We start from the raw sequence: 24,149 nt of genomic DNA on the forward strand, positions 1-24,149 counted from the left end.
CGAATGTGTATGTGTTGTTAAAAAGCTGCGAAGAGTTACAGTATTATAAACTATAATTTTTAAACCACATAGATACATAGAAGCAAACTCTACAATAGAGTTTCGGATAGAAAATAAATTTTCACATATCAGCTATGTATCCTAAAGTTAGTCTTTATATACGTTATAAAAACTATTCTATGTGGTTAATCAAATAACACTGTACGATAATGCTATTAATATCAACAGGTAAGGGTGTGGATAAGTGAATGGATGAATAGTGAATATGTCAATAAGCGAATACGTCAATTGACCTATTCACTAATATTCACTCATTCACTATAATTCACCTATTGACAAATAAATTTTGTTGAACTATTCACATCCATCACTAAACCATAAACATACACCATAAACCAAATAACGATTATAATGAAACCAACTATAGAGAGGCGTTTTCTGAAAAGAATACATCTTATATTATTTACATTTTTATTTTTTAACTTTTTTCAGGCTCAGCAACAATTAATAGAATTAAGTGGTATTATTAAAGATACCGACAATCATAAGGGCGTAACAGGGGCGCATATTCAGGTTGAAAATACCCAGGATATAGCGTCAACGGATCAGGATGGAAATTTCAGTCTGAGAACCAGAGTAAAGATACCTTTCAGGATTATTATTAAAAAAGAAGGATTTACAAGTCAGACTGTTGAAATTCTTTCATTATCCAATAAAATAACAGTGGAACTAAATCCACAAAATACGATAATCAATGAGGTTGTTATCTCAGCTTCCCGTGTTCCGGAAAAAGTACTGAAGTCACCTATTGCTATTGAAAAAATTGATATTCGTACCATTCGGGAAAGTCCCGCTGCTTCTTTTTACGAAACCTTGGAAAATGTAAAAGGACTGCAGCTGCTAACATCCAGTCTTACTTTAAAAGTACCTAATTCCAGAGGATTTAATTCGCCTAACAACTTCAGATTTATGCAATTGGTAGACGGGGTAGACGTTCAGTCTGCAACTTTAGGTGTTCCTTTAGGAAATGCTATTGGGCCTACTGAACTCGATATTCAGTCTATGGAAGTTACTCCCGGAGCGGCATCGGCTTTATACGGAATGAATGCTATTAACGGACTTGCCAGTTTACAGACCAAAGATCCGTTTACATCTCAGGGACTTAGTTTTTATTTCCGGGGTGGACTGAATCATGTAGATAATGTCAATCATAAAATATCATCATTAGGAGAAAGCGCCATCAGGTTTGCCAAAGCCATTAATAAAAACTTAGCTATAAAGGTTAATGCATCCTATTTTAGCGGTGTCGACTGGATTTCAGATAATCGCACTGATCAGAATCCAAATTCATTAATTACTGCGAATCCTAAGTTTCCGGAACTGAACAACAATAACCCGGCAGAAGATCTCTGGAATAAATATGGCGATGAAAGAAATAACCGTGTTGCTGTAAAAGTAGATTACAATGGAAAGCCTACAACTTTTAATGTGTCCAGAACCGGATATTATGAAAAGGATCTGGTGAGTCCGGAAGTAAAGAATATAAAATTCGATGCCGGATTGTATTATCGTTTTGGTGATAATTGGCGCGCTTCCTATGTTTATCGCTATGGTCTGCTGGACGGAACTTTTCAGCGTGGTAATAAAATCCGTTTGCAAAATGCGACAGTACAAAACCATAAAATAGAGCTTACAGGAAAAGAGCTTACGGTAAGAGCCTATGTTTCTATAGAAAATACTGGAGATTCTTATAACCTGAAACCCCTTGCAGATAATCTGGATCTTACCAACCTGTCTAATAATAACTGGAAAAATGCCTTTCAGTCAGCTTTACAGAATAGTCTGAATACAGGTGTAAATCTGAATGATGCTTTTGCATTGGCCCGTAGAGAAGCGGATAAAAACAGAGTTGTGCCGGGTACCAGTGCCTTTGAACAACTGAAAAGCACAATTATCGGAATCAACAACTGGGATTCTGCTAATGGAGGTGTAGCAGGTGCTCCGTTGACAGGAGGTGCCAAACTGGAACAAAAATCTCATTTTTATCAGGGTGAGGCTACTTATGACTTTAGCCGTTTTGTAAAAATATTTAATCTTCTTGTTGGTGTAGATTACCGTTTATATAGCATAACACCTGATGGTAATAACTTTGTGGACTTTAGCAGGCCTGTGGATCAGAGAAATGTTCCACTACCGGACGGAAGTTTTGGTAAAGATGTAACTTATCAGAAATATGGAGCATTTGCTCAGATCACAAAACTCTTCTGGGATGAAAAATTAAAGCTGAATGTAGCATTGCGTGTGGATCGAAATCCTGAATTCAAAACCAAGTTCAATCCGCGAGTTAGTGTTGTTTATTCTCCTGTAAACCAGCATAATTTCAGAGTTTCTTTTCAGAACGGATTCCGCTTTCCATCTCTGTTTGAAGCATTGTCTTTTGTAAACAACGGAAATGTAAGAAGAGTAGGTGGTTTGCCAATGGTTAATGAAGGTCTTGGATATCTGGATAATTCGTATACATTATCATCTATTGATAGATTTACGTCTGCGGTTAATGCCGATACAGATGCCGGAAAAAGTCAGAATCAGGCTGCATTGGATAATAAAAATCTTCTGTTAGTGGCTAATTTGCAGAAACTTCAACCAGAGCGAATTAACTCTTTCGAGTTAGGTTATAAATCGTTGTTATTCAATAATAGGTTAGCAATAGATTGGGATTTCTATTATAACATATATGATGGCTTTCTGGGACAAGTAGAAGTTGCTGTACCTAAAAGCGGAAATGTAGGAAGCAATAATGCCGTACTTGATATGCTGAATCGTAGTAAACAAGACAGATACAGAGTGTATACCAATAGTAATACAACATATAAAAGTTATGGAACTTCATTGGGAATTCGTTATAATTTCCTGAAGAACTATAATATAAATGCTAATGTTTCTTATAACGATTTAGCTTCTTCCAATAATAACTCCGACTTGTTTATTACAGCTTTCAATACACCAAAATGGTCGACCAATGTAAGCTTTGGAAACCGTGAGATTGTTAAAAATGTAGGGTTTACAGTAGTTGCAAGATGGCAGAATAAATTTTTGTGGGAAAGCCCGTTGGCTTCAGGAGAAATTTCGGCTTTCTACACAATAGATGCTCAGGTAACATGGAAATTACCGGAAATAAGTTCCAGTCTGAAAATCGGAGCAACTAATTTGCTGAACCGTCGTTATTTTCAATATGCTGCAGGCCCTGAAATTGGAGGATTGTATTACCTTGCGTATACCTATGATTTAAAATTTAAATAAAATGAGTAACTCTTTATATCCCATATTTGTAAAGCTTGAAACCTTGTCGTTACTGATCATAGGTGGCGGAAGAGTAGCGTTGGAAAAACTGGATTCTGTATTGACCAATGCTCCACAGACTTCTGTTAAGTTGGTAGCCAAAGAAATTATTCCGGAGGTAAGGGCTCTGCAAGAAGAATATAAAAATCTTATTCTGGAGCAAAGGGCTTATACATATGCCGATTTTGATACTGCAGACCTTGTTATTGCAGCAGTTAATGATCTTGTTGTGGCGGAACAAATTCGTAATGACGCACACGTAAAAGGGGTACTTGTTAATATCGCAGATAAACCCGAATTATGTGACTTTTATTTGGGATCGATTGTACGTAAAGGCGAGCTGAAAATAGCTATTTCTACCAATGGGAAATCTCCGACAATAGCTAAAAGACTACGTGAAATTCTGACAGAAACTATTCCTGATGAAGTAGATGAGGTGTTGGATAATATGCAGAATATAAGACAGCAGTTGAAAGGTGATTTTGAATACAAAGTACAGGAACTAAACAGACTGACTACAGAATATTTATCTAAACAAGATAGTAAGGATAAGCAAAACCTGGAAATAGAAAACCTAACCCGTATTACAAAAATTGTACAGCGAAGAGCTAATATTTACTTGGGAGTAATAGGAGTAATGCTTCTTATTGGAATACTTGGGATTATAGTTTATCAGTTTAATCTATGGGGAGATATTCAGGTTTTTCTTAATCAGGACGGACATATATTTTACTGGATGTTGTTTGTTGGGTTTCTGGCAGAAATTGTGGCCGGATCCATGGGGATGGGCTATGGAGTGATATGTACAACAGTATTGCTTTTATTGAATGTACCACCTCCGGTAGTGAGTGCCAGTATTCACTCTGCAGAATCTTTTACAACAGCAGCGGGTAGTATCAGTCACTATAAACTGGGAAATGTAAATAAAAAAATGGTGTGGGTATTGGTTCCTGTAGCTATTGTAGGTGCTATAATCGGTGCTTTTACCTTATCTCATTTTGGAGAGCATTATGCACACATTGTAAAACCTATCATTGCCTGTTATACCCTATACCTGGGTGCTAATATTCTGAAAAATGCTTTTAAGAAAAAGGGGGCAGCAGTAAAAACTAAAAGGAAAACCAACCTTAGAATACTGGGATTAGCAGGAGGTTTTATAGATTCCTTTGCAGGTGGAGGCTGGGGACCTTTGGTAACCGGAACGCTAATGAAAGATGGAAGAACACCCCGTTATGCTGTGGGTAGTTCTACTGTTGCCAAGTTTTTGCTTACTGTAACCAGTGCTATTACTTTCATATTTACAATTGGTATCCATCACTGGAATATTGTATTGGGACTTTTATTAGGAGGTATTTTTACGGCACCATTTTCTGCAATGCTTACCGCTAAACTGCCGACTAAAAAGATGTTTATTGTAGTAGGAACAGTTGTTATAGTGATGAGTCTTACTACAATTGTAAAAGCTTTATTCTGATGAAATAAACGCAATGACTGAGAATATAAAGTTATTTTACCAGTTATAGTGCTGTTGTTATAAAAACCTATAAAGTTTAGAGCTTATTCTAACCATTAAGAAATTTAGCTTATTAAATATTCATTAGAATAAAACTGATGTTATATTGAGCTTTTCTGAAAGAAAAAATAGTCGAAATATAATCGGTTTTCTTGTGTTTTAGAGTCAATATGTGCCTTAAAAACATAGTAGAATATAAATATTATCAGTGCCTTCGTGTTTAATAGGTTAGAAATTTATTTTAGACCATTAAGAGATTTAGAGTATTAAGTTTTACAGTTTGCTAAATTTCCTTAATACCTATATGTTTAAAATTGTCAACTCTATTATATTGCACAGCAATTTGAGGCTTTGTGTTTATTTAGTATTTATCGCAAACGCAAAGAACATAAAGTTTTCTTTCCTGTTGATGCTGCTTTTTAAGGAACGCGAAGCCACTGGCGCTTAGCAATGATTACAACCTTTATATTTCTTAACCCCTATAGTTAATGGAACTTATTTAAACCATTAAGGGATTTAGAGTATTGAGTTTTTGAGGTCTGCTAATTTTTCTTAATGCCTAAATGGTCGAAATATTTTTAGTTTTTCTAATTGTATTATTTGAAATGAAGTGAACAATAATTTTGTATTAAGAACTTTTAAACCTTATAGGTTTTCAAAGCCTATAAGGTGTGAATTTTAGTAGTTGTCATACTTTCCAAAGTTCATTTGGAATAAAGTTAATATGTGTATTGTTAAGTTGAGCCGGAAATTTCTTCCGGCTTTTTTTATATACATATTATTATGATTTACAGAAGAGATTCTAATTATTGATATTAGTTACCTCTTTATATAGTGTTTGTAATGAAAACGTAAGGAAATGAAAATAGACTAAATCTTTGTTAATTATTAGCCTATACTTTTAAACTTTCAATCTGAATATACAGTTTTTTATTTTTCTGAGAATGGACTTCTAATATTATGTATGTGCTTTAAATTTCATCATTTTTTGTTTCATAATAATGTTTGTTTACGGAAGATTTGAATAAAAATCTCCCTTTTTTTAAATTTTGATTATTTGTCAGTCAATGCTTTTTATTTAAGTGTATTAAAACTTTTTTTAATGAAATTATAAATTATTTTTTACTTTTGTTATTTAAAAATTTTTATTTAAAATAATATTTTTATTATTAATTTTTACTATTAATTGTTTTTAATTGTAAATTATAATAATGTCTTGTATGTGTTGTAAAACTTTTGTTTCTCAATTCTATATGCTTGGTTTTTATTTTAAAAGTATAAACCGAGCGGCTGAATAGCAGAAGTATTTTTGCATAAAAATTTTATACATAAGAAAACTAAATATGGAAAAAAATAATAGATAGTAAATGAATTAAAAAGAAGATTATGCTAAAGAAATATTGGAACTATATAGCAAATATGCATGTAACCAAAGAAATGAATAAACTGGAGGTTATACAGGCCAGAATCATTAACCAGGTTATATTTATCAAAGGTATTTTTTTTATTATAGATGCTGTAAGAGACATGATGCTTGGATTAATTACCAATTCTTATATTTTGTTTGGCTTGGGATGTATGCTTTTGTCTTCTTTTTTCTTTCACAAAGCCCGTTTTAATCCATATGTTATTTTCACTATTTTTTTATTTATCGGTTTGCTCGTCTTTTATTATTCTTCCAAAGACGGATTTGATAACGGGATTACTTTTTATTATTTTTCCTTGCTGGCCATTGTTTTGTTATTGTTAAATGGTAAAGCAGGTGTCAGTTTAATTGTTGTATACTATGCTATTATTTTTATTCTATTCTGCATCAGTCATGTCTTCGATTTTCATCTTATTACCAGTGAGTTGCTGGTTCACGAAGACCTTGAAAATAGTGTAAGGATTATTACTTTTATTCAGGCATTTATTCTTCTTGCATTGGCAGGATATTTTATTGTGCTGAAGCACAATCAGCTCGCCGGATTGTACCAGCAGGTACTGAGGAGTGAGTTTATAATATCGGAGCTGAATAAGAAATTAAATGAGGATGTGAAAATTAATGTAAATGATGTTGTAAAATCAGCGATGGAAAATGATGTTTCCTTTATTCCTTTATTCAAGAAAGCATTTCCTGATTTCTATGATAATCTGGCATCTGTAAATAGTCATATAACTGGCGATGAATTCAAATTTTGTGCATTGCTGAAGTTAGGGTTCAGGACGAAGGATATTGCCGAATACTGCCATTTTACTGTTCGTACTGTTCAGACCAAAAAGAACAGGCTCCGTAAATCATTTAATATTCCTTCGGAAACGGATTTATATTTATGGATAGATAGTTTTTAATCTGTTCTTTTAAAGAAGTGTAGGTATGTTGTAATTGCTGTTGTACTCATGTTGTAATACCTGATGTATTTGTATAGTAGCTCTTTATTACTGACTTTTCTTATGATGTGTTTACTATTGTAAAGAATTTTCAAACCATCAAATCATGAGTACACAACATAAAAGAAAAGCGGGCAACCTTTATCTGCAGGAATATCTGCCACCGGTAATTAAACATACCAATACAGAAAATAACGGAGAGATTGCTCAAAACATTATTGCAGATATAAATACCGAAAAAAAGCCACTCCGAGAATATATTCCACCAACGATAGATGTTATTCTGGTAGAGATGGAAAACGGAATTGCTGCCAATTCAGGTTTTGCACTTCCGATAAAAGCAAATGCACCGGTTAATGAGACATGGAATAATGCTGATATTAACCCGGATCAGCCAATCTACTGGTAATAATGGTTTTATCTGACTTAGATTTATGAAAACTAATATACGCAGATACATAATGTCAGTTTTTATGCTTCTTGCCATATTATCGTGCCGGGGTACTACAGGCAATACAGAGGAGGAGGGGCAGGCAGTGGTGAAGATAAACTTAGCCGGAATAATACAGGCATCAGATACTTCAGTAAGCAGAAGCAGAATGGTTTCGGAAGTTTATGCTATGGAAATACCATATAATAAAGATTTTAATCTGGTGGCAACGATTACGCCTGAAATACCGGCTGCAAAAATAAATACCCGGACATCCGCTAATCCTTCCGCTCTGACTATTACACCACAACCGCCAACTACAAATCCTATTGGTCCAAATGTAAAGTATCTGGTAATGGTATTTGACGAAAACGGAAACCGTATAACTGCTCAGGAAAAGATATATGACAGCAGTAATCAGAGTGATACAGCAAACCAGATGATTCTGAATGCGGGAAAGGATTATACTTTTGTAGCCATTTCGTACAATACGGCTACAGCACCGACATTCAATACAGCAGTAACTAACCTTAGTGATGTTACCAATACAGTGTCAGTGGTGAGCTCATTGGATTATCTGTATTTCAATAGTGGCCCTCTGAATATTATATTCGGTCAGCAGAATTATATTAATATCACTTTTAAGCATATTAACAGCAGGGTGATACTAAGTGTAGATGCAACAGCAGAAATGGGGAGAATCACTGCAATCGCAGCCAACATTGCAGGAACTGGCTCTGTAAATCTTGCGGCAAATGGCACAACAACTTCCGGAACTGCGACTTCCTATAACAAATCTTTTACTTTTCCTGTGCTAAATACTCAGGCAGTTACGAGCTCTTCTGTGTTAGTATCTTCGGCAGGAAATGCCCATGTAATTAATATTACGTCGGTTTCTACAAATGGTTCTCCGGCAAGAACAGATGTGCCTGCTATTAATGTACCCGTGGGAACTTTTCAGAAAGGTGTAAGCTATAAGGTGAACCTAAGTTTTCAGGCAACAGGTATTTCAATTGGTGGATTAATCTGGGCTAGAGGGAATCTGGCCTATGATTGGGTAAATAAAATATATTATAACAGATATTATCCACAGGAAACAGGTTCTAATTACAGGAATACTGACTATTGGAATTTTGGATCTACGGAAACACGATTGGTACCTAAAAAAATCATAAATGGTTGGACAGATGCTAATACAGCGCCTATAAATCAGATAACGCTTCCAATCCAAGACCCATGCAAACTTGTTGCCGGAGGAAAATGGAGAATGCCCACAGTTAGTGATTTTGCTAACCTTGGAGTATTTAAAGTGCATAATGGAGGGGATACAAGCGGAGCTAATGATGGCTTGTCAGCAACAACTTTTGCAGGGGGAACGGCCCAACCAAACGGAAATATTACCGGAAATAATTTTCCATACGTGTATTTTGATGGGACTAATGAAATGGGGGGTACGTCTGTGCGTTTAAGATTCTATGCTGCGGGGCGTTATTTCGGAAACTTTACCACAGCGCAGGCTGCTGCTGGTTACCAAAATGGAGACAATGCAGTATGGACAGCTAGTAATGCACAATATATGGCAAGCGATGCTATGCCTTATCTTACAGGAGCAGATGCGAATGTAAGAGCAATGGTTCAGTCTATTGTGAATGGAGATTCCAGTGGAGGAAACAAGACTTTTGTTACCAGAAGAGGACAACCTTTGGATGGAGCAAACTGGTCCGCAGATGACAGGGTCCCTATTCGTTGTGTAAAGAATCCCTAATTAAAGAAAATTATCATCATTTGTTTGTAAAATCTGTTAGCCATTTTCCGGTACAACCGGATGTATAAGACAACATCATTTTGTTTGTTAACAGTGTTTTAGCGGGTAGTAAAATTTTTACTATCCGTTTTTTCTATTTTTATAAATACTTTACTATAAGCATTTAAAATGCTGTTGAGTATCTGTAAAGTATACCTGAAAAGTATCTGTAAGGTATCTGTTATTTTAGCTAATCCTACAAATGTGCTTACTCTTGCATGTTAGAAAAACAGATTTATTTCCTTTTCCTTTTTTTATTTAACGATACATAATTGAAAATAATAAAATATTAATGTACTAGTATGTATGTTGATATTTTAATATTAATATATATATTAAAATAATTGATTATGTTAAAAAAGTATTGGAGTTACATTTCAAATAGACACATTACAGATGAAATGAACAAACTGGAAGTTATACAAAATAAGACGATTAATCGGTTTACATTTTTCATTGCCCTTTTTTTTATTACAGATTCTATAAGAGATCTGACATTTGATCTTGTAACTAATTTCTATATTTTGTTTACAATAGGCTGTCTTTTACTTTTTTCCTTTTTATTTAAAAGGTTAAGGTTTAATTCATGTGTTATATTTTCCACCTGTTTAGTTATTACCCTTCTGGTTTTTTATTATTCGTCTAAGGATGGATTTGATAACGGACTGGTATTCTATTATTTTCCGATACTTACTGGTAGTCTGTTGGTGTTGAACAAAAAAAAAGATATTATTCCAATAGTAATTATTTACAGCAGCATTTTTATTTTTTTTTTAATTAGCCATGTATACAATTTTCAGTTTTTTAAAGGTAGTAGCCAAGGGAATATTTATTTTATTAAAAATGTCCGTATTACAACTTTCATACAGGTTTTTGTTTTACTGGCTTTAATCGGGTATTTTATTTCCAATAAGCATTATAAGCTTGTCCGGTTATATAGGCAAACTCTGAAGAGTGAGAAGATTATATCAGAATTAAAAAAGAAGCTAAATGGTGTCTTTCAGGTAAATATAGAAGATGTTGTAAAACTGGCTATGAATAACGGGGTTACATTTATTCCTGTATTCAGACAGTTTTTCCCTTTATTTTATGATAATCTTTTAGAAGTAAATCCTAATATGACCAATGAAGAATTTAAGCTTTGTGCTTTATTAAAGCTAGGTTTTACAACGAAAGATATAGCCGAGTATAATCATTTAGCAGTTCGTACAGTCCAGGGAAGAAAAAATCGTCTGAGAAAATCTTTCAACATTCCTTCCGATACAGATCTGTATTTATGGATTGAAAACTTCTAATTTATGAGGTCTACCAGCTGTAAATATCCATTTTATTTTATCTGATTGATACGCAATACATACTCTATAAGCTACCTAATAGCTATCTGCATATTATTTTAAATAACTGTATATCAATTGTTTATTTGTTTTAAGTGGGATTGTGATTGCCTCAGGTTCATTGTTTTGGATACGTTTTTTATTGAATTTTGCCTCAATACATTATCATGAATTGCAGATGTTATGGTTTAACAGAATAGCGAGGAGATATGGTAATTGTTTTTCCAGTCAACACAAATACTTATAAATAAAAAATGCAAAAAGAGAAAAAAAATGACAATAATTTGTCAGAAGAGATCCAGGAAAAAAGGAAATACTATATCTCTCCTGAAGTCAAAGTACTTTATGTAGAAATGGAAAACGGGATAGCTGCCAATTCGGGTACAGCTCTTCCTGCCAGTACAAATACCCCTGTTAATGAAACTTGGGATAATGCAGATGTTACACCAGATCAGCCAATCTATTGGTAATACATGAACGTATCTAAAAACAAAGTTTATGAAATCAAAAATATTTATGCATATAACAGTTTTACTGTTGTTTATAATCTCTTTTAGTGTCCTGTCTTGTCGAAGTACAACAGATAACGTTGAAGGTGAAGGTCAGACTACAGTAAAAATAAACTTACTCGGAATTACAGAAGCTATGGATGCTCCTTTAAAACAAGCTGCTGCAAGCAGAACTGAAGGAATTCCGACAGCTTATGTAACAGAAATCCCTTATAATAAAGATTACAATATAGTTGCAACAATTACCCCGGAGATTTCTTCAGTAAAAACGAATGCTCAGGCTCAGGCCTCTGTTAATCCTTCGGCATGGACAACGACACCTCAAACACCAAGCACTAATCCTATTGCAGCCAATGTTAAGTATCTGGTAATGGTATTTGATGAAAATGGAAATCGTATAACAGCTCAGGAAAAAGTATATGATAGCAGTAACCAAAGTAATACAGCTAATCAGATGATACTAAATGCCGGAAAGAACTACACATTTGTTGCAATTTCTTATAATACTACTACGGCTCCAACATTCAATGCGGCAGCAACTACTATTAGTGATGTAACCAATACTATAGCCGTTGACAATACCTCAGATTATCTTTATTACAATAGCGGCTTGGTTAATATTATCTATGGCCAGCAAAATTATATTAACATCACCTTTAAGCATGTTAACAGCAGGGTAAGTCTAAGTGTAGATGCAACAGCAGAAATGGGGAGAGTCACTGCAATCGCAGCCAACATTGCAGGAACTGGCTCTGTAAATCTTGCGGCAAATGGCACAACAACTTCCGGAACTGCGACTTCCTATAACAAATCTTTTACTTTTCCTACACTAAATGCTCAGGCAGTTACGAGCTCTTCTGTGTTAGTATCTTCGGCAGGAAATGCCCATGTAATTAATATTACGTCGGTTTCTACAAATGGTTCTCCGGCAAGAACAGATGTGCCTGCTATTAATGTACCCGTAGGAACTTTTCAGAAAGGTGTAAGCTATAAGGTGAACCTAAGTTTTCAGGCAACAGGTATTTCAATTGGTGGATTAATCTGGGCTAGAGGGAATCTGGCCTATGATTGGGTGAATAAAATATATTATAACAGATATTATCCACAGGAAACAGGTTCTAATTACAGAGATACAGATTATTGGAATTTTGGATCTACGGAAACACCTTTAGTACCTAAAAAGATTATAAATGGTTGGACAGATGCTAATACAGCGCCTATAAATCAGATAACGCTTCCAATCCAAGACCCATGCAAACTTGTTGCCGGAGGAAAATGGAGAATGCCCACAGTTAGTGATTTTGCTAACCTTGGAGTATTTAAAGTGCATAATGGAGGGGATACAAGCGGAGCTAATGATGGCTTGTCAGCAACAACTTTTGCAGGGGGAACGGCCCAGCCAAACGGAAATATTACCGGAAATAATTTTCCATACGTGTATTTTGATGGGACTAATGAAATGGGGGGTACGTCTGTGCGTTTAAGATTCTATGCTGCGGGGCGTTATTTCGGAAACTTTACCACAGCGCAGGCTGCTGCTGGTTACCAAAATGGAGACAATGCAGTATGGACAGCTAGTAATGCACAATATATGGCAAGTGATGCTATGCCTTATCTTACAGGAGCAGATGCGAATGTAAGAGCAATGGTTCCGTCTATTGTGAATGGAGATTCCAGTGGAGGAAACAAGACTTTTGTTACCAGAAGGGGACAACCTTCGGATGAAGCAAACTGGTCCGCAGATGACAGGGTCCCTATTCGTTGTGTAAAGAATCCCTAATTAAAGAAAATTATCATCATTTGTTTGTAAAATCTGTTAGCCATTTTCCGGTGCAACCGGATGTATAAGACAACATCATTTTGTTTGTTAACAGTGTTTTAGCGGGTAGTAAAATTTTTACTACCCGTTTTTGTATCAAATCTAATAAAGGCGTTCTTGATATTGTTGTTCAGTTAGTTGTATAAAAAGTAATAGATAAAGGGTATATTGTTTTCGTAAATTACAGGAAAAAGTAATATATAAAGGGGGTGTAGATATAGATGTTATTCCAACAGATATCATGATTTTTGCTTAGATAAAATTCTATCCTTATTTTGAACAACAAATAATAAACAAACATATAATGATGAAGAAAAATAAACAAATAAACAAGGAGTCATATCCGGTAACGTGTAAGTTACAAATACAAACCATTATTAGTACTGCTTCAATATTACTTTAAACAGGCAGGGTGTTACAGAGAGTTTTCCATACAGAAACAGATATGATTGCTGAATGATTTTTATTCACAACAGGCGGAAAACTGAAGTTAAACAGCTTATTCATAATGATTAAAAGAATGACGAGAATAGGCATGTGTTATAACTGTATTTTGTAAATGTGTAAATAATATACACCTGCTGGTCTATGCTTTTTTCTGTGTACTGAATCTGTCTTCTGACACCTTCCTTTTAAGTATGTAAGTATTTAGATGTTATAGTCTTTATTCTGATCATATGAAGATAAATATTGAAACACACCTGATCATATTATGGTTAGTACATTTACCCTTTTCTTGTAATTCTGCTTTAAAGTCTGGATTATGCCATAATCCTGATATGTTATCATCATATAAAAATGAGGTTAAGTATAATAATGCTATATACTTATTAACTGCTGATATTGCGGAGCTGAAAGCAGATAGGAGAGATAATATTTTAATGTATACAAGTATGATTTTGGCCTCTGCTTTGGGATTGGGATTATTTGTATATAAGAGGGTTAGCATATCAGAATCTAAAAGAAAAATTTTGGAGAATGAGGCTAAAATACTGAAAACAAAAATTCATGATAAAAGCTTTGATGAGGTAATAGCATTAGCAAAAAAGAACGATACTGTGTTTTTTACCAAATTCACTGCTTTGTATCCGAATTTTGTATCTGATTTACAAAATATTAATCCGGACCTGAAGCGTTCAGAACTTATGTTTTGTGCCATGCTAAAACTCAATTTTTCTTCAAAAGAGATTGCAAATATTACCGGGGTATTACATACCTCTGTACAGAAAAGGAAAAATAAAATCCGAAAGAGACTTAATATTCCAAGCGAGGCTGATCTTTATTTTTTCTTTGATCAGTTGGGTTAAAATATTTTGTCTTGAAACTGTCTGTTATTTATTGTTTATCAGTAATATATAATTAAAGGTAATAGGTGAGGGATAGGTGGAAATAGAAAGTAAATGATAAAGTATGATCCAAAGGGTAGTACAATATAAGGCTTAATCCAGCAGATATTTTGACTTTTGTTTACGCAAAATGATGAGCCTGAATTACATATAAACAGAAACACAAATGATGAAAAAAAGTAAAAAAACTGAATGTGACTTTTGCAAAGAAAGCTACAAAGAACCTGTATTGATTGTAGAGTCAGTAGAGTTGGAGTATGGCATAGCTGCCGGATCTGCAAAAGTAATTCCTCCTGATTCCTCAGGATCTGTAAAAGAAGAATGGGATACCGGAGCAGATGACAATCGTACTATAGAATGGTAATACAATCCTAAAATCACAAAAGATGAAAAATAAAACCAGTAATGACATTGGTTTTTAGAATAATATACAAAAACACACTTCAGAAATATTATTCATTAGTCAGCAAATTGAATTTGCAGAAACAGATGACCTTCGGGGCATCTGTTTTTTAGTGCATTATAGTTAAAAGGTTATTATTGAAATAAAAAAAGAGACTATCTATAAAGACAGTCTCATTTTTTTGTAGAAATCTCCTTCTTCTTAATAAATAACCTCAAAAGACCAATCTCTCTGTTTATATATTGTGTTTGTGTTTTATAAATCAGTTGTTTCGAGAAAATCGGTCGAAGGTCATATGGACATTTCTGTAATAAATTTCATCATTTGTGCTTTTTATAACTATAGTTTAGTTTAGTATATGCATAGTCATAAAATATTTACCGGAAATTAAAAAGCCTCCTACCGCATTTTTAATTTTGTGTTTCATTTGGTAAATTTTGCTTCTACAAAGTAACAACATCCTGGAGACAGATACCTCATAAAAGGCGTCGATATATATCGATAAAGACATAGATATATATCGATTACTTGCTGAATATAGATAAAAAAAGACTGCCTAAAAGACAGTCTCAATTTTTTGTAGAAATCTCCTTCTTCTTAATTAATGATCTCAAAATACCAATCTCTCTGTTTATATATTGTGTTTGTGTTTTTATAAATCAGTTGTTTCGAGAGAACTGGCTGATGGTCATATGGACACTTCTGTAATAAATTTCATCATTTGTGCTTTTTATAACTATAGTTTAGTTTAGTATTTGCATAGTCATAAAATATTTACCGGAAATTAAAAAGCCTCCTACCGCATTTTTAATTTTGTGTTTCATTTGGTAAATTTTGCTTTTACAAAGTAACGACATCAGGAAGAAAGATGCCTAATAAAAGGCATCGATATATATCGATAAGCGTATAGATATATATCGATGTTCGGTAGGAATGGATGAAAAGTTTTTAGAACCCTATATTTTATGATGGGTTTTTATAAGGTCTATAAGTTCGACAAGGTTTTCTATTTTCAGCTTATCAAAAATATTTTTCTTGATCGTACTTACTGTATTCTGCTTTATATCCAGCTGATTGGCAATTTCCAGATTACCATGTCCTTCTGCATACATCTCTGCAATTTGTAATTCTCTCTTAGTCAGATTGCTAAGAGGGTTTACTGATCCAGGGTTATTGGCATACTGTACCAATAGATTTCGAACAGTTTCGGAGAGGTACTCACCTTTCTGGACAATACTTCTGATAGCTTGTTCAACTTCTTCTTCTTCGCTTAGTTTACTAAGGTATCCGTTAGCTCCTGCATGTATAAACTTAATGGCATGCAGATTTTCCTCAAGACCAGAAAAAATAAGAACTCTAAGGTCAGGATTTTCATCTTTTAGTTGAGGTATTATATGCAGGCTGTTTCCATCCGGAAAATGAGCGTCGATTACTAAGATTTCCACACCTTTTGACTTTACCAGCTCTTCTACCTGATGTAAAGCAGAGGTATGATATACGATAGCATTTGGAACACACTCATGAATTACAATTTCAATACCATGTCTTACAATACTATGATCATCTGCTAAAAGAAATACAATCTCTTTATTTTCCATTTGTAGTTCTGTTACTGTCAATATTTAAATTTATTCTGAATGTTACCTGTGTTCCTTTACGGAGTTCACTTGCAACAGAAATATCACCGTTAAATAATTCTACAATTTCCTTACATAGATTCAAACCTAGCCCGGCTCCAAGATTATCAATTTCATCGGATACCATCCCCTGATAATAAGGTTCAAAAATCTTTTTCAAATCGGTTTCCGAGATTCCGGAGCCTGTATCACTAATTACCGTTGTCAGAACAATTTTATCATTGCCTGCCATTTCGGTAGCCAGATCTAGCTTAATCTGTCCGTTTTCTGTAAACTTATTAGCGTTACCCAGAATATTCATCAATAACTGATTGATCTTTATATTATCTGAATGTACAACAATATCTGCAGGTATTTGGTCATTTACAACAAATTTGTTGTTTCTGGTTTCTATATAAGGAGCGATAGCTGTTGCAATAGCATTAATTTCATCTTTAAGATTAAAGGTTGTATTGACTAATTTCTGACCAGCATCCTGATTTTTTGTATACTCTAAAATCTGATTGGATTGTATAAGCAGAGAACTATTGGTGAATTTTATCGAGTTAAGGTAACCTTTTATAGTTTCATCCTTGGTCGTTCGGGTAATTTTATCAATGAAAATATTGATTATTTTTAGCGGCGACCTTAGTTCGTGACTCAGCATACCCAATATTCTATTTTTGAAGCCGAGGTTCTTTTTGTTTAACTCATTGGCCTCATTAAGCTTCATTTCGTATATAAATGCGATTCTTGTAAAATACATAATCAGAATGGATACAATAAACATGAGTACCATTAATCCTAGTACCAGATAAGTTCTGGTTTTACTATTCCTGGAGCTTTGCTCGTTGTACTCTTTTTCTAATTCAGATTTGAATCCTTTAATAGCATTTTCATAAACATCAATCAGCCCGTTGCTGTATACGAGCAATTTATTGAAGTTGCTATAAAACCGAAGATTGTCCCGCTGGCTTTTGGCAGCAGATAATTGTACTTTTTTAATCTGATCCGAATAATGCTTGTTTATAGATTTTATGGCATTATTCATTTCAGTTTTTACATTAGAAATGTCAATTGTTTTATGTTTACTCTTGTCCTTACTGTTATTTGTCACAGTAACAATAGTACTTTCTTTTTCTTTCTCCTTCTGAACATCTACTTTTCCGGTTATTGCATCTTTAAGACGCCCGAAAAAGCCTTTCTTTTTAATTGTATCAGTAGTCGTTGTTGTAGTATGGGTCTGGGTTTGTACATCCAGATTGTCAAAATTGCTTTTATACTTTTCTGGTTCATAATATTGATCCTCAATTCTTGCAGGATGCTTTAGAGAAGATTGGTATACAGAATCCATTAATACTTTCAAGTCTATTAGCTTTGGGGTGTCCTTTTTTTGCTGGGCAAGACTGCTTTTTAGACCGGGGCTTAAACTTTCGTATTCACCTATTTTATCAAAATTGCCTTTAAGTTTCTTTAGAGATTCAAAATAGAGCTTTAGGTCTTTGTCGTCCTGACTGACCATGTATTTCTGAAGATAGTTCTGTGCTTCTGTAAAATTCTTTCTTGAATTTTCAGTAAGGCCTCCCAGTGCTTTGCTGTCTTTTAGCTGGCTTTCGATAAACTTTAGCTTCTTTTCATTGGTGAATTCGTTGTAAAAGAATACTGCTATAATGACCTGTACCAGTAAGATACATAGTATTAATGAGTAATGAACAATTTTCCTCAATTTAAAATTTAAGAATTTATATTTCATATCTGTTTATCAACTAAATTAATTGCCTGATTACTTAAATCCGTTTAGAATTTGTTTTTAAACAATATAATATTTTTCCCGGAAATATCGTAATTGGTGCATATCATTCAATGGACAAAGTTAATGTAATTTCTGTTTTTCTGTAATAGTAAATGTCTGATAAAATGCAGGGTTTACAATATATGACTCTAAATTTACGGGAATTTGTACTAAGAAATGCTACTCAATATAATTACAGAGCTAAAAATACTATGATATATGAAACAAAAAAGCCTTATTCTATGAACAAGGCTTTCTCTGTTTTACAGATCTGAATTATATCTGATTAAATATTACTTTTTTCCTGTTAACCACTGATTCTGTAATTTTTGCTCAGCAGAAGTAGGATTGGCCTTGTACTGTAATTTTTCACTTACAAGTTTATCAATAATAGCTTTTCCTTTAAGGTCAATTTTTTCTTTTTTATCTCCGTTTTTTCTTAAAACTGTAATAGTAACATCTGCACCTTCTTTAATGCTGGACATATAGTTAATAATGTCACTCATTTTTGCCGGATCAATAGTTTTCCCATCTACACTTACAAATTCATCTGAGGTTTTAAAGCCAATATTTTTCCCGAAAGTTGATATTTCAGCATTAGGAGTAAAAGTAAATGTATTGTCTTTTTGGTTATAAGTTGTAGTTCGATTTGGGTTTTTAGTCAGCCAGAAAAAAGGCTTTTCTGTCTTTACTGTTTCTATTCCTACCTTATTTAGGTATTTCTCGTATGGAGTCGGTTCGCTTCCGGCAATATATTTATTGTAGAAATCTTTTATCTGTGGATAGCCTGTAACAATAACCAGCTCGTCAATTAACTTATCGTCTTTGAATGGTTTGTTTTCTCCAAATCGCTGAGATAGTTTTCTGATCATGTCACGGTAACCCATTTCACCTTTCGATAGCTCTCTTAATTCTATATCCAGACACATTGCCAGTAAGGCTCCTTTCTCGTAAACATTTGCATACTGGTCTTTGTATTCATCCTGCAGAACATTCTTACTCATTACAGTAAATGGCAGGGTATCTTTATATCTTTTGGAACCTGAAATTTTTTGTCCTATTCTGGCTAAGAAATCATTCTTGTCAATAAGGCCTTCCTGTATCTGGAATAAATTAGCGAAATATTCGGTACCTCCTTCATACATCCATAAATGCTGAGACATTTTTGGATCTGCATAATCAAAGTAGTGTATTTCTTCGGAATGTGTTTTTAAAGGATTTACAGTATGAAAAAATTCGTGGGAAACAACATCTGTAATGGCCCCGTCAATCTCTTCTTTAGACATTGCTTCCGGAAGAACTACGCTCGTAGATTCATGGTGCTCCAATGCTCCGTAGCCTCTTACTTTTGGACCTTCTCCACCTGTCAGATATAGCATTATAGCATATTTCTTGTTGGTATTCATATCGCCTAAGAATTTCTTCTGAGCAACAACCATTTTCTCCAGATTATCTTTGAAATCTGCGGCTTTGTATTTTCCGGTAGGAGAGTATACACCCAGAACCAAATCCATACCGCCTGCATTAAAAGTTGTATAATTAGGTTTTGTATACATTAACGGGGAGTCTGTTAATTTAGCATAGTTAGCCAGAACATAAGTATCAGTATTGTCAGATTTGTCCTGATCTACCAAAGCTGTTGTACCATAGAAATCTGCTGGTTTTTGTATGACCAATCTATAAGGTACATCCTGCATTTTATCGATATATCCTACAAAGCCATGGGTATTGACTAAATATACTTTGTCTTGTTCAATATCTGTACCTGTAGGAGAGAATACGGGCTTATGTTTCGATTTATCCGTTTCCTCGTCGAAGCTGTCATTAACCAGATAAGTAACTTTAGTCAGGTCGCGTGCGTTTTTCAGGGTATAAGTATTGTCATCAACCTTTGTGTAAGGTAATTCTCTTCCTTTATTATCGTAAAATTTGATGCCCTCTATAAATCTTCCGTAATCGTCTACAGAATAAGTTCCGGGAACTGTTTTAGGAAAATGAAATTTCACATCAGACGATTTCATTTTCGGAAACTCCATGGTCACCGCTACTTTATCATCTTTTATATTAACAAGGTCGATGTTCGTTTTAATCGACTGAGCACTGACCATAGTAACGGCTAAAGCTCCTATCAGGGTTGTAATTTTATTCATTGATATTGAATTTTACCTAATAAGTTGTTCGGTTATAATTATTTGTTACAAATGGGATAAAAAAACTGTGGGTATTAAACAAAAAATCCCCAGCTTTTTAAGCTGAGGATTTTGAAAACTTTTATCAAATGTGTTTATAACGCTCTTCCTATTGATTGATACTTTTACTTAGTTTTTTCGCATCTTCATTGTTAGGATCATATTCTAAAGCTTTTGCAATATGCTTTTTCGCATCTTCTTTATTCGTTTCATATAAGGCGAAAGCAACATACATATGAGCATAAGCCAGATTTTGTTTGTTAGCCTCAATTTCTTCAGGTTTTACCGTAGCGATAAATTTCTCAAAAGAAGCTTGTGCATTTGCTTTGTCTTTCATTGACTGATAAACATAACCCTGTCCATAATAAGCTGGTGCCCAATCTGGGATAGATGCGCTAACTTTTTTCCAGGTTGCAAGAGCATTGTTCCAGTCTTGTTTATCCTGGTAAGCTATTGCCTCTTTTACCAAAGCATTGTTGTCTTGTTGTTTTGCCTGGTCAGTGGGTTGTGATTGTTTGGTGCTGTCTGTTGTTTGTGCATAAGCTACATTTACAGATCCTAATAATAACATTCCGATTACTACTTGCTTTACACTTTTCATTTTGTTCTTGTTCATTTTTCTGGTTTTAGTAATTAATATTTATTGTGATTAAAGTGCAGCAATTATGGTTCCGTGTGCCGGAAAACTTTTTGAAACATTAATCTTTTTGTCTAAATATTAACAGTATAAACCAGTTTTTTATGAAAACTTAAGATTGACTTAAAGGGCAAGAGTTGTGTTTTTTATGTGAAATTTGATTTTATCTCGAACATAAAAATGGAATAATAAGCAACATTATGGAATGAAAATAACCTGTCGCTTCTTTTGAAAAAGTATAGAAATCAATTCGTTTTTATATCGAGAGCAGAAATAAAATATTTTTTTGTTGTCAAAAATGCCGTTAAATAGTGTGTTTATTGTTATTTAATAATTAATAATGCATTATTTTATGCAAAGAATAGAACAAACAGACTTGTCTGTTTGTTTTTTTGTTATTTTTGCGATATTACCATGGGCAATTCTCCACGTGAAAGAATATTAAATACAGCCAGTATCTTGTTTCATACGCAAGGTTATAATAACACGGGTATAAATCAGATTATTGCAGATTCAGGAGTTTCCAAAGCTAGTTTTTATGATCATTTCAGATCTAAAGACGACCTATGTCTGGAATTTCTGAATAAAAGATATGAATACTGGTCTTCACAATGGGAAAGATTTATTTCGAAGGCCTCCGGCCGGAAAGAAAAAATACTCATGTCATTCGATTTCCTTATATATATGAATGAGAAAGAGAATTTCAGAGGCTGTAGTTTTCTAAATATATCTTCTGAAATTCCTGATGATAAAATCCAGATTCACGAAACAATCCGCCAGCACAAAAACGAATTAAGAAATTTTTTCATAAGAGAAATCCCTGATGAGATTTTATCAGCACATATTTACATGCTTTTCGAAAGCTCAATAGTTATGGGTAGACTTTATGGAAATAATGAGTTAACCATAAAATCTAAAATTATAGTAAACGGCCTGCTGAAAGATTAATTAGCCTAAATCTACAACCACATCACATTTGCAAATTGTCTGTATTATTTAGTACAGATAGAAGAACTGTTGTCATTCCCGAAATAAAGAATGGCTTTAAAAGATAATAATTATAACCTATAAATAATAAACTATGAAAGAAGAACTATTCCCGAAAAAAAAATGTAATGATTATCTCTTGTCTCATCTGGTAAAAGCTATGGTTTTGTCAGTCGGAGTGAGTCTTGTTTTTTCCGTGGTATCATGCCGGAATGCAGAAACAGAACATGTTACCGGAACAGCTGAGGTGAAAATAAATTTTAAAGGCAGTAACTATGAAGGTATTGCCGAATTAGGTATGCAGGCCTCGACAGGAGGAAGTTTACAATACCAGAAATTCAATCAGCATCAGGAAATAAAGATGGGTAATGACTTCATTGTTGTTGCAGATCTTATTCCACAAAAAACAACTTCAGAATTACAGGCTACGGCAAGTAATGTTAACAATCTTATGGCAGCAACAGAACCAGGTTTATTGCCTAATGATATCTGTTATAAACTTTTGGTATATGATAATAACGGTAATTATGTCGCTGAACGCGATTATATCCGTGGAAAGGAAAGTAATACAGCGATTACACCTGCTCTTATGCTGGATGGAGGACAGACTTATACTTTTGTATCTTATTGTGTAAATACAACAAGTATAGCTTCTCTTCCTTCCGTTGTTAATAAAAATACACTGGCAGGTGCTGTATTAAGTGATATGGCAGGTACTACAGATTTAATGTATTTTAAATCCTCACCTATAACATTACAGGGAGGAACTAATAATTATCTGGATATTGTACTAAAACATATGTTTAGCCAGATTACAACGACATTGGATGTTTCTCAGACCGGATATAAGATTCATACCATAGACGCCAATATTGCTCCACATTATAACAAGGCAAGTGTTCAGTTAGCGGATGGAGTTATTAGCAGAAGTAGTTTAGGAAGTACACCGATCCTGTTTAGCCTGCCTACGGGGAATAATATTGATCTTTACCCAAATTCTGTTAGTAATATTAATGTTGTGAATAATGATACGAATAATACTACTGTTTTTAATATTCCATCTGTCCGTTTGGGAATAGGTACTTCACCTTCTCAGGGAGCAAGTATTGTTAATAAAAACATCAAAATAGAAAATTTGAAAGTAACACCGGGAGTTAAATATAAACTGAATATTAGCTTGGTGCCTGTAGATACTTATCTTACTTATATGGGAGTAGCTGCAGCACGAATCAATGGTCAGATATGGATGCGCTATAATATGGGAGTTACCAATATGGATCTGACAGCTAATAACCCAGACCAGAATCCGCAGGTTGCAGCATTATATGGAGGGTACTATTTTTGGGGGCTGAAAGATCCTTATAGTGCAACAAATAATACACAAAAAAGCGGTCCTGCCGGAGCATGGAATAGCGGAACAAATTATGCCCCTGTAAAAAACCAAACTTATGATCCTTGTCCTGCAGGCTACAGAGTTCCGACAACAAATGAGTGGCTTAAGCTGTTAGAATATACAACATCTGAAAATATAGGGAAGTGGGATACTGCTCCTGTAGACTTTGGTGGTTCCTTTGGTGCAGGAAAGGTTTTAAGGAGTAAAAAAAATGCCAATGTACTGATAACGCTTCCAATTGCCGGAATATTTCATGCTGCAGGTCATGTGGATTATCGGGGGTATGTAGGGAACTACTGGACAAGTACGGAGAGTGGCGATGTTCAGGTTATAAAGATTTCTGCCGAAAATCCACTTCCGGCAACCAGTGCTATTGTAACAAGTATAAGTGATAAATCTTTTAATCAGCACTCTTTACGATGTATTGCTGATGTGCCTAACTAAATGTTAAAAATACCCCCTGCAATTTCAAAATTGCAGGGGGATATCAGTTATTTTTATAGCAGGTAAAGAGGATTACCACATGAACTGGAATCAGAGTATAGCAATGTTTATAGTATTAGTAAGTTTAAAGAAAGGAATTAAACTGAAAGATATATGCTGTGGGAATATATTCCGATCAGATTGAGGCTAACACAAAATTTAATACATGGTTTGGCTTGCATTGT

The 24,149-nt window shown here is 34.1% G+C and carries 16 protein-coding genes; 12 read left to right on the forward strand and 4 right to left on the reverse strand.

The genetic code is table 11. The features are described 5' to 3' along the window. The first annotated feature begins 411 nt into the window (after window positions 1–411). The 10 genes from AYC65_RS01020 (at window position 412) to AYC65_RS01065 (ending at window position 14,828) form a co-directional block, all read left to right on the forward strand. On the forward strand, window positions 412–3,300 hold the full coding sequence (locus tag AYC65_RS01020) for a TonB-dependent receptor (protein ID WP_078674681.1): 2,889 nt from the start codon (window positions 412–414) through the stop codon (window positions 3,298–3,300). A gap of 1 nt (window position 3,301) precedes the next feature. Then, window positions 3,302–4,813, forward strand: a complete 1,512-nt coding sequence (locus tag AYC65_RS01025; protein WP_034868519.1) for a TSUP family transporter — start codon at window positions 3,302–3,304, stop codon at window positions 4,811–4,813. A gap of 1,425 nt (window positions 4,814–6,238) precedes the next feature. Beyond that, window positions 6,239–7,183, forward strand: coding sequence for a helix-turn-helix transcriptional regulator (locus tag AYC65_RS01030; protein ID WP_034870985.1), 945 nt, complete (start codon window positions 6,239–6,241; stop codon window positions 7,181–7,183). Between the two features lie 145 nt (window positions 7,184–7,328). Then, a complete protein-coding gene (locus tag AYC65_RS01035; protein WP_034870984.1) occupies window positions 7,329–7,631 on the forward strand; it encodes a hypothetical protein in 303 nt (100 codons plus the stop codon). A 25-nt stretch (window positions 7,632–7,656) separates the two neighbouring features. After that, a complete protein-coding gene (locus AYC65_RS01040) occupies window positions 7,657–9,417 on the forward strand; it encodes a hypothetical protein (protein WP_034870983.1) in 1,761 nt (586 codons plus the stop codon). Window positions 9,418–9,806: 389 nt separating this feature from the next. After that, a complete protein-coding gene (locus AYC65_RS01045) occupies window positions 9,807–10,751 on the forward strand; it encodes a helix-turn-helix transcriptional regulator (RefSeq protein WP_034870982.1) in 945 nt (314 codons plus the stop codon). A gap of 293 nt (window positions 10,752–11,044) precedes the next feature. After that, on the forward strand, window positions 11,045–11,260 hold the full coding sequence (locus tag AYC65_RS01050) for a hypothetical protein (RefSeq protein WP_052114768.1): 216 nt from the start codon (window positions 11,045–11,047) through the stop codon (window positions 11,258–11,260). A 28-nt stretch (window positions 11,261–11,288) separates the two neighbouring features. Further along, entirely contained in the window at window positions 11,289–13,079 is a 1,791-nt protein-coding gene (locus AYC65_RS01055; RefSeq protein ID WP_034870981.1) for a hypothetical protein, read from the forward strand. A 716-nt stretch (window positions 13,080–13,795) separates the two neighbouring features. Further along, window positions 13,796–14,425 carry a helix-turn-helix transcriptional regulator gene (locus AYC65_RS01060; protein ID WP_234300210.1) on the forward strand — a complete coding sequence of 210 codons (630 nt, stop codon included), beginning with the start codon at window positions 13,796–13,798 and terminating at the stop codon, window positions 14,423–14,425. Between the two features lie 208 nt (window positions 14,426–14,633). After that, window positions 14,634–14,828, forward strand: a complete 195-nt coding sequence (locus AYC65_RS01065) for a hypothetical protein (RefSeq protein ID WP_034870987.1) — start codon at window positions 14,634–14,636, stop codon at window positions 14,826–14,828. A 995-nt stretch (window positions 14,829–15,823) separates the two neighbouring features. Here AYC65_RS01065 and AYC65_RS01070 read toward each other — a convergent pair. The 4 genes from AYC65_RS01070 to AYC65_RS01085 all read right to left on the reverse strand — a co-directional run bounded on the left by AYC65_RS01070 (window position 15,824) and on the right by AYC65_RS01085 (window position 21,080). After that, a complete protein-coding gene (locus AYC65_RS01070) occupies window positions 15,824–16,465 on the reverse strand; it encodes a response regulator transcription factor (RefSeq protein WP_034870980.1) in 642 nt (213 codons plus the stop codon). After that, on the reverse strand, window positions 16,455–18,209 hold the full coding sequence (locus AYC65_RS01075; RefSeq protein ID WP_234300211.1) for a sensor histidine kinase: 1,755 nt from the start codon (window positions 18,207–18,209) through the stop codon (window positions 16,455–16,457). The genes AYC65_RS01070 and AYC65_RS01075 overlap by 11 nt, the downstream gene beginning before the upstream one ends. A gap of 359 nt (window positions 18,210–18,568) precedes the next feature. Next, on the reverse strand, window positions 18,569–20,425 hold the full coding sequence (locus AYC65_RS01080) for a M61 family metallopeptidase (RefSeq protein ID WP_034870977.1): 1,857 nt from the start codon (window positions 20,423–20,425) through the stop codon (window positions 18,569–18,571). Between the two features lie 148 nt (window positions 20,426–20,573). Continuing rightward, on the reverse strand, window positions 20,574–21,080 hold the full coding sequence (locus AYC65_RS01085) for a tetratricopeptide repeat protein (protein ID WP_034870976.1): 507 nt from the start codon (window positions 21,078–21,080) through the stop codon (window positions 20,574–20,576). Between the two features lie 435 nt (window positions 21,081–21,515). Between AYC65_RS01085 and AYC65_RS01090 the strand changes: the two genes are divergently transcribed. Together AYC65_RS01090 and AYC65_RS01095 are read left to right on the forward strand one after the other, a co-directional pair. Beyond that, on the forward strand, window positions 21,516–22,049 hold the full coding sequence (locus AYC65_RS01090) for a TetR/AcrR family transcriptional regulator (protein ID WP_034870975.1): 534 nt from the start codon (window positions 21,516–21,518) through the stop codon (window positions 22,047–22,049). Between the two features lie 133 nt (window positions 22,050–22,182). Continuing rightward, on the forward strand, window positions 22,183–23,925 hold the full coding sequence (locus AYC65_RS01095) for an FISUMP domain-containing protein (protein ID WP_034870974.1): 1,743 nt from the start codon (window positions 22,183–22,185) through the stop codon (window positions 23,923–23,925). Window positions 23,926–24,149 lie beyond the last annotated feature (224 nt).

Origin of the sequence: Elizabethkingia bruuniana (assembly GCF_002024805.1) — a bacterium.
Taxonomy (GTDB): Bacteria; Bacteroidota; Bacteroidia; order Flavobacteriales; family Weeksellaceae; genus Elizabethkingia; species Elizabethkingia bruuniana.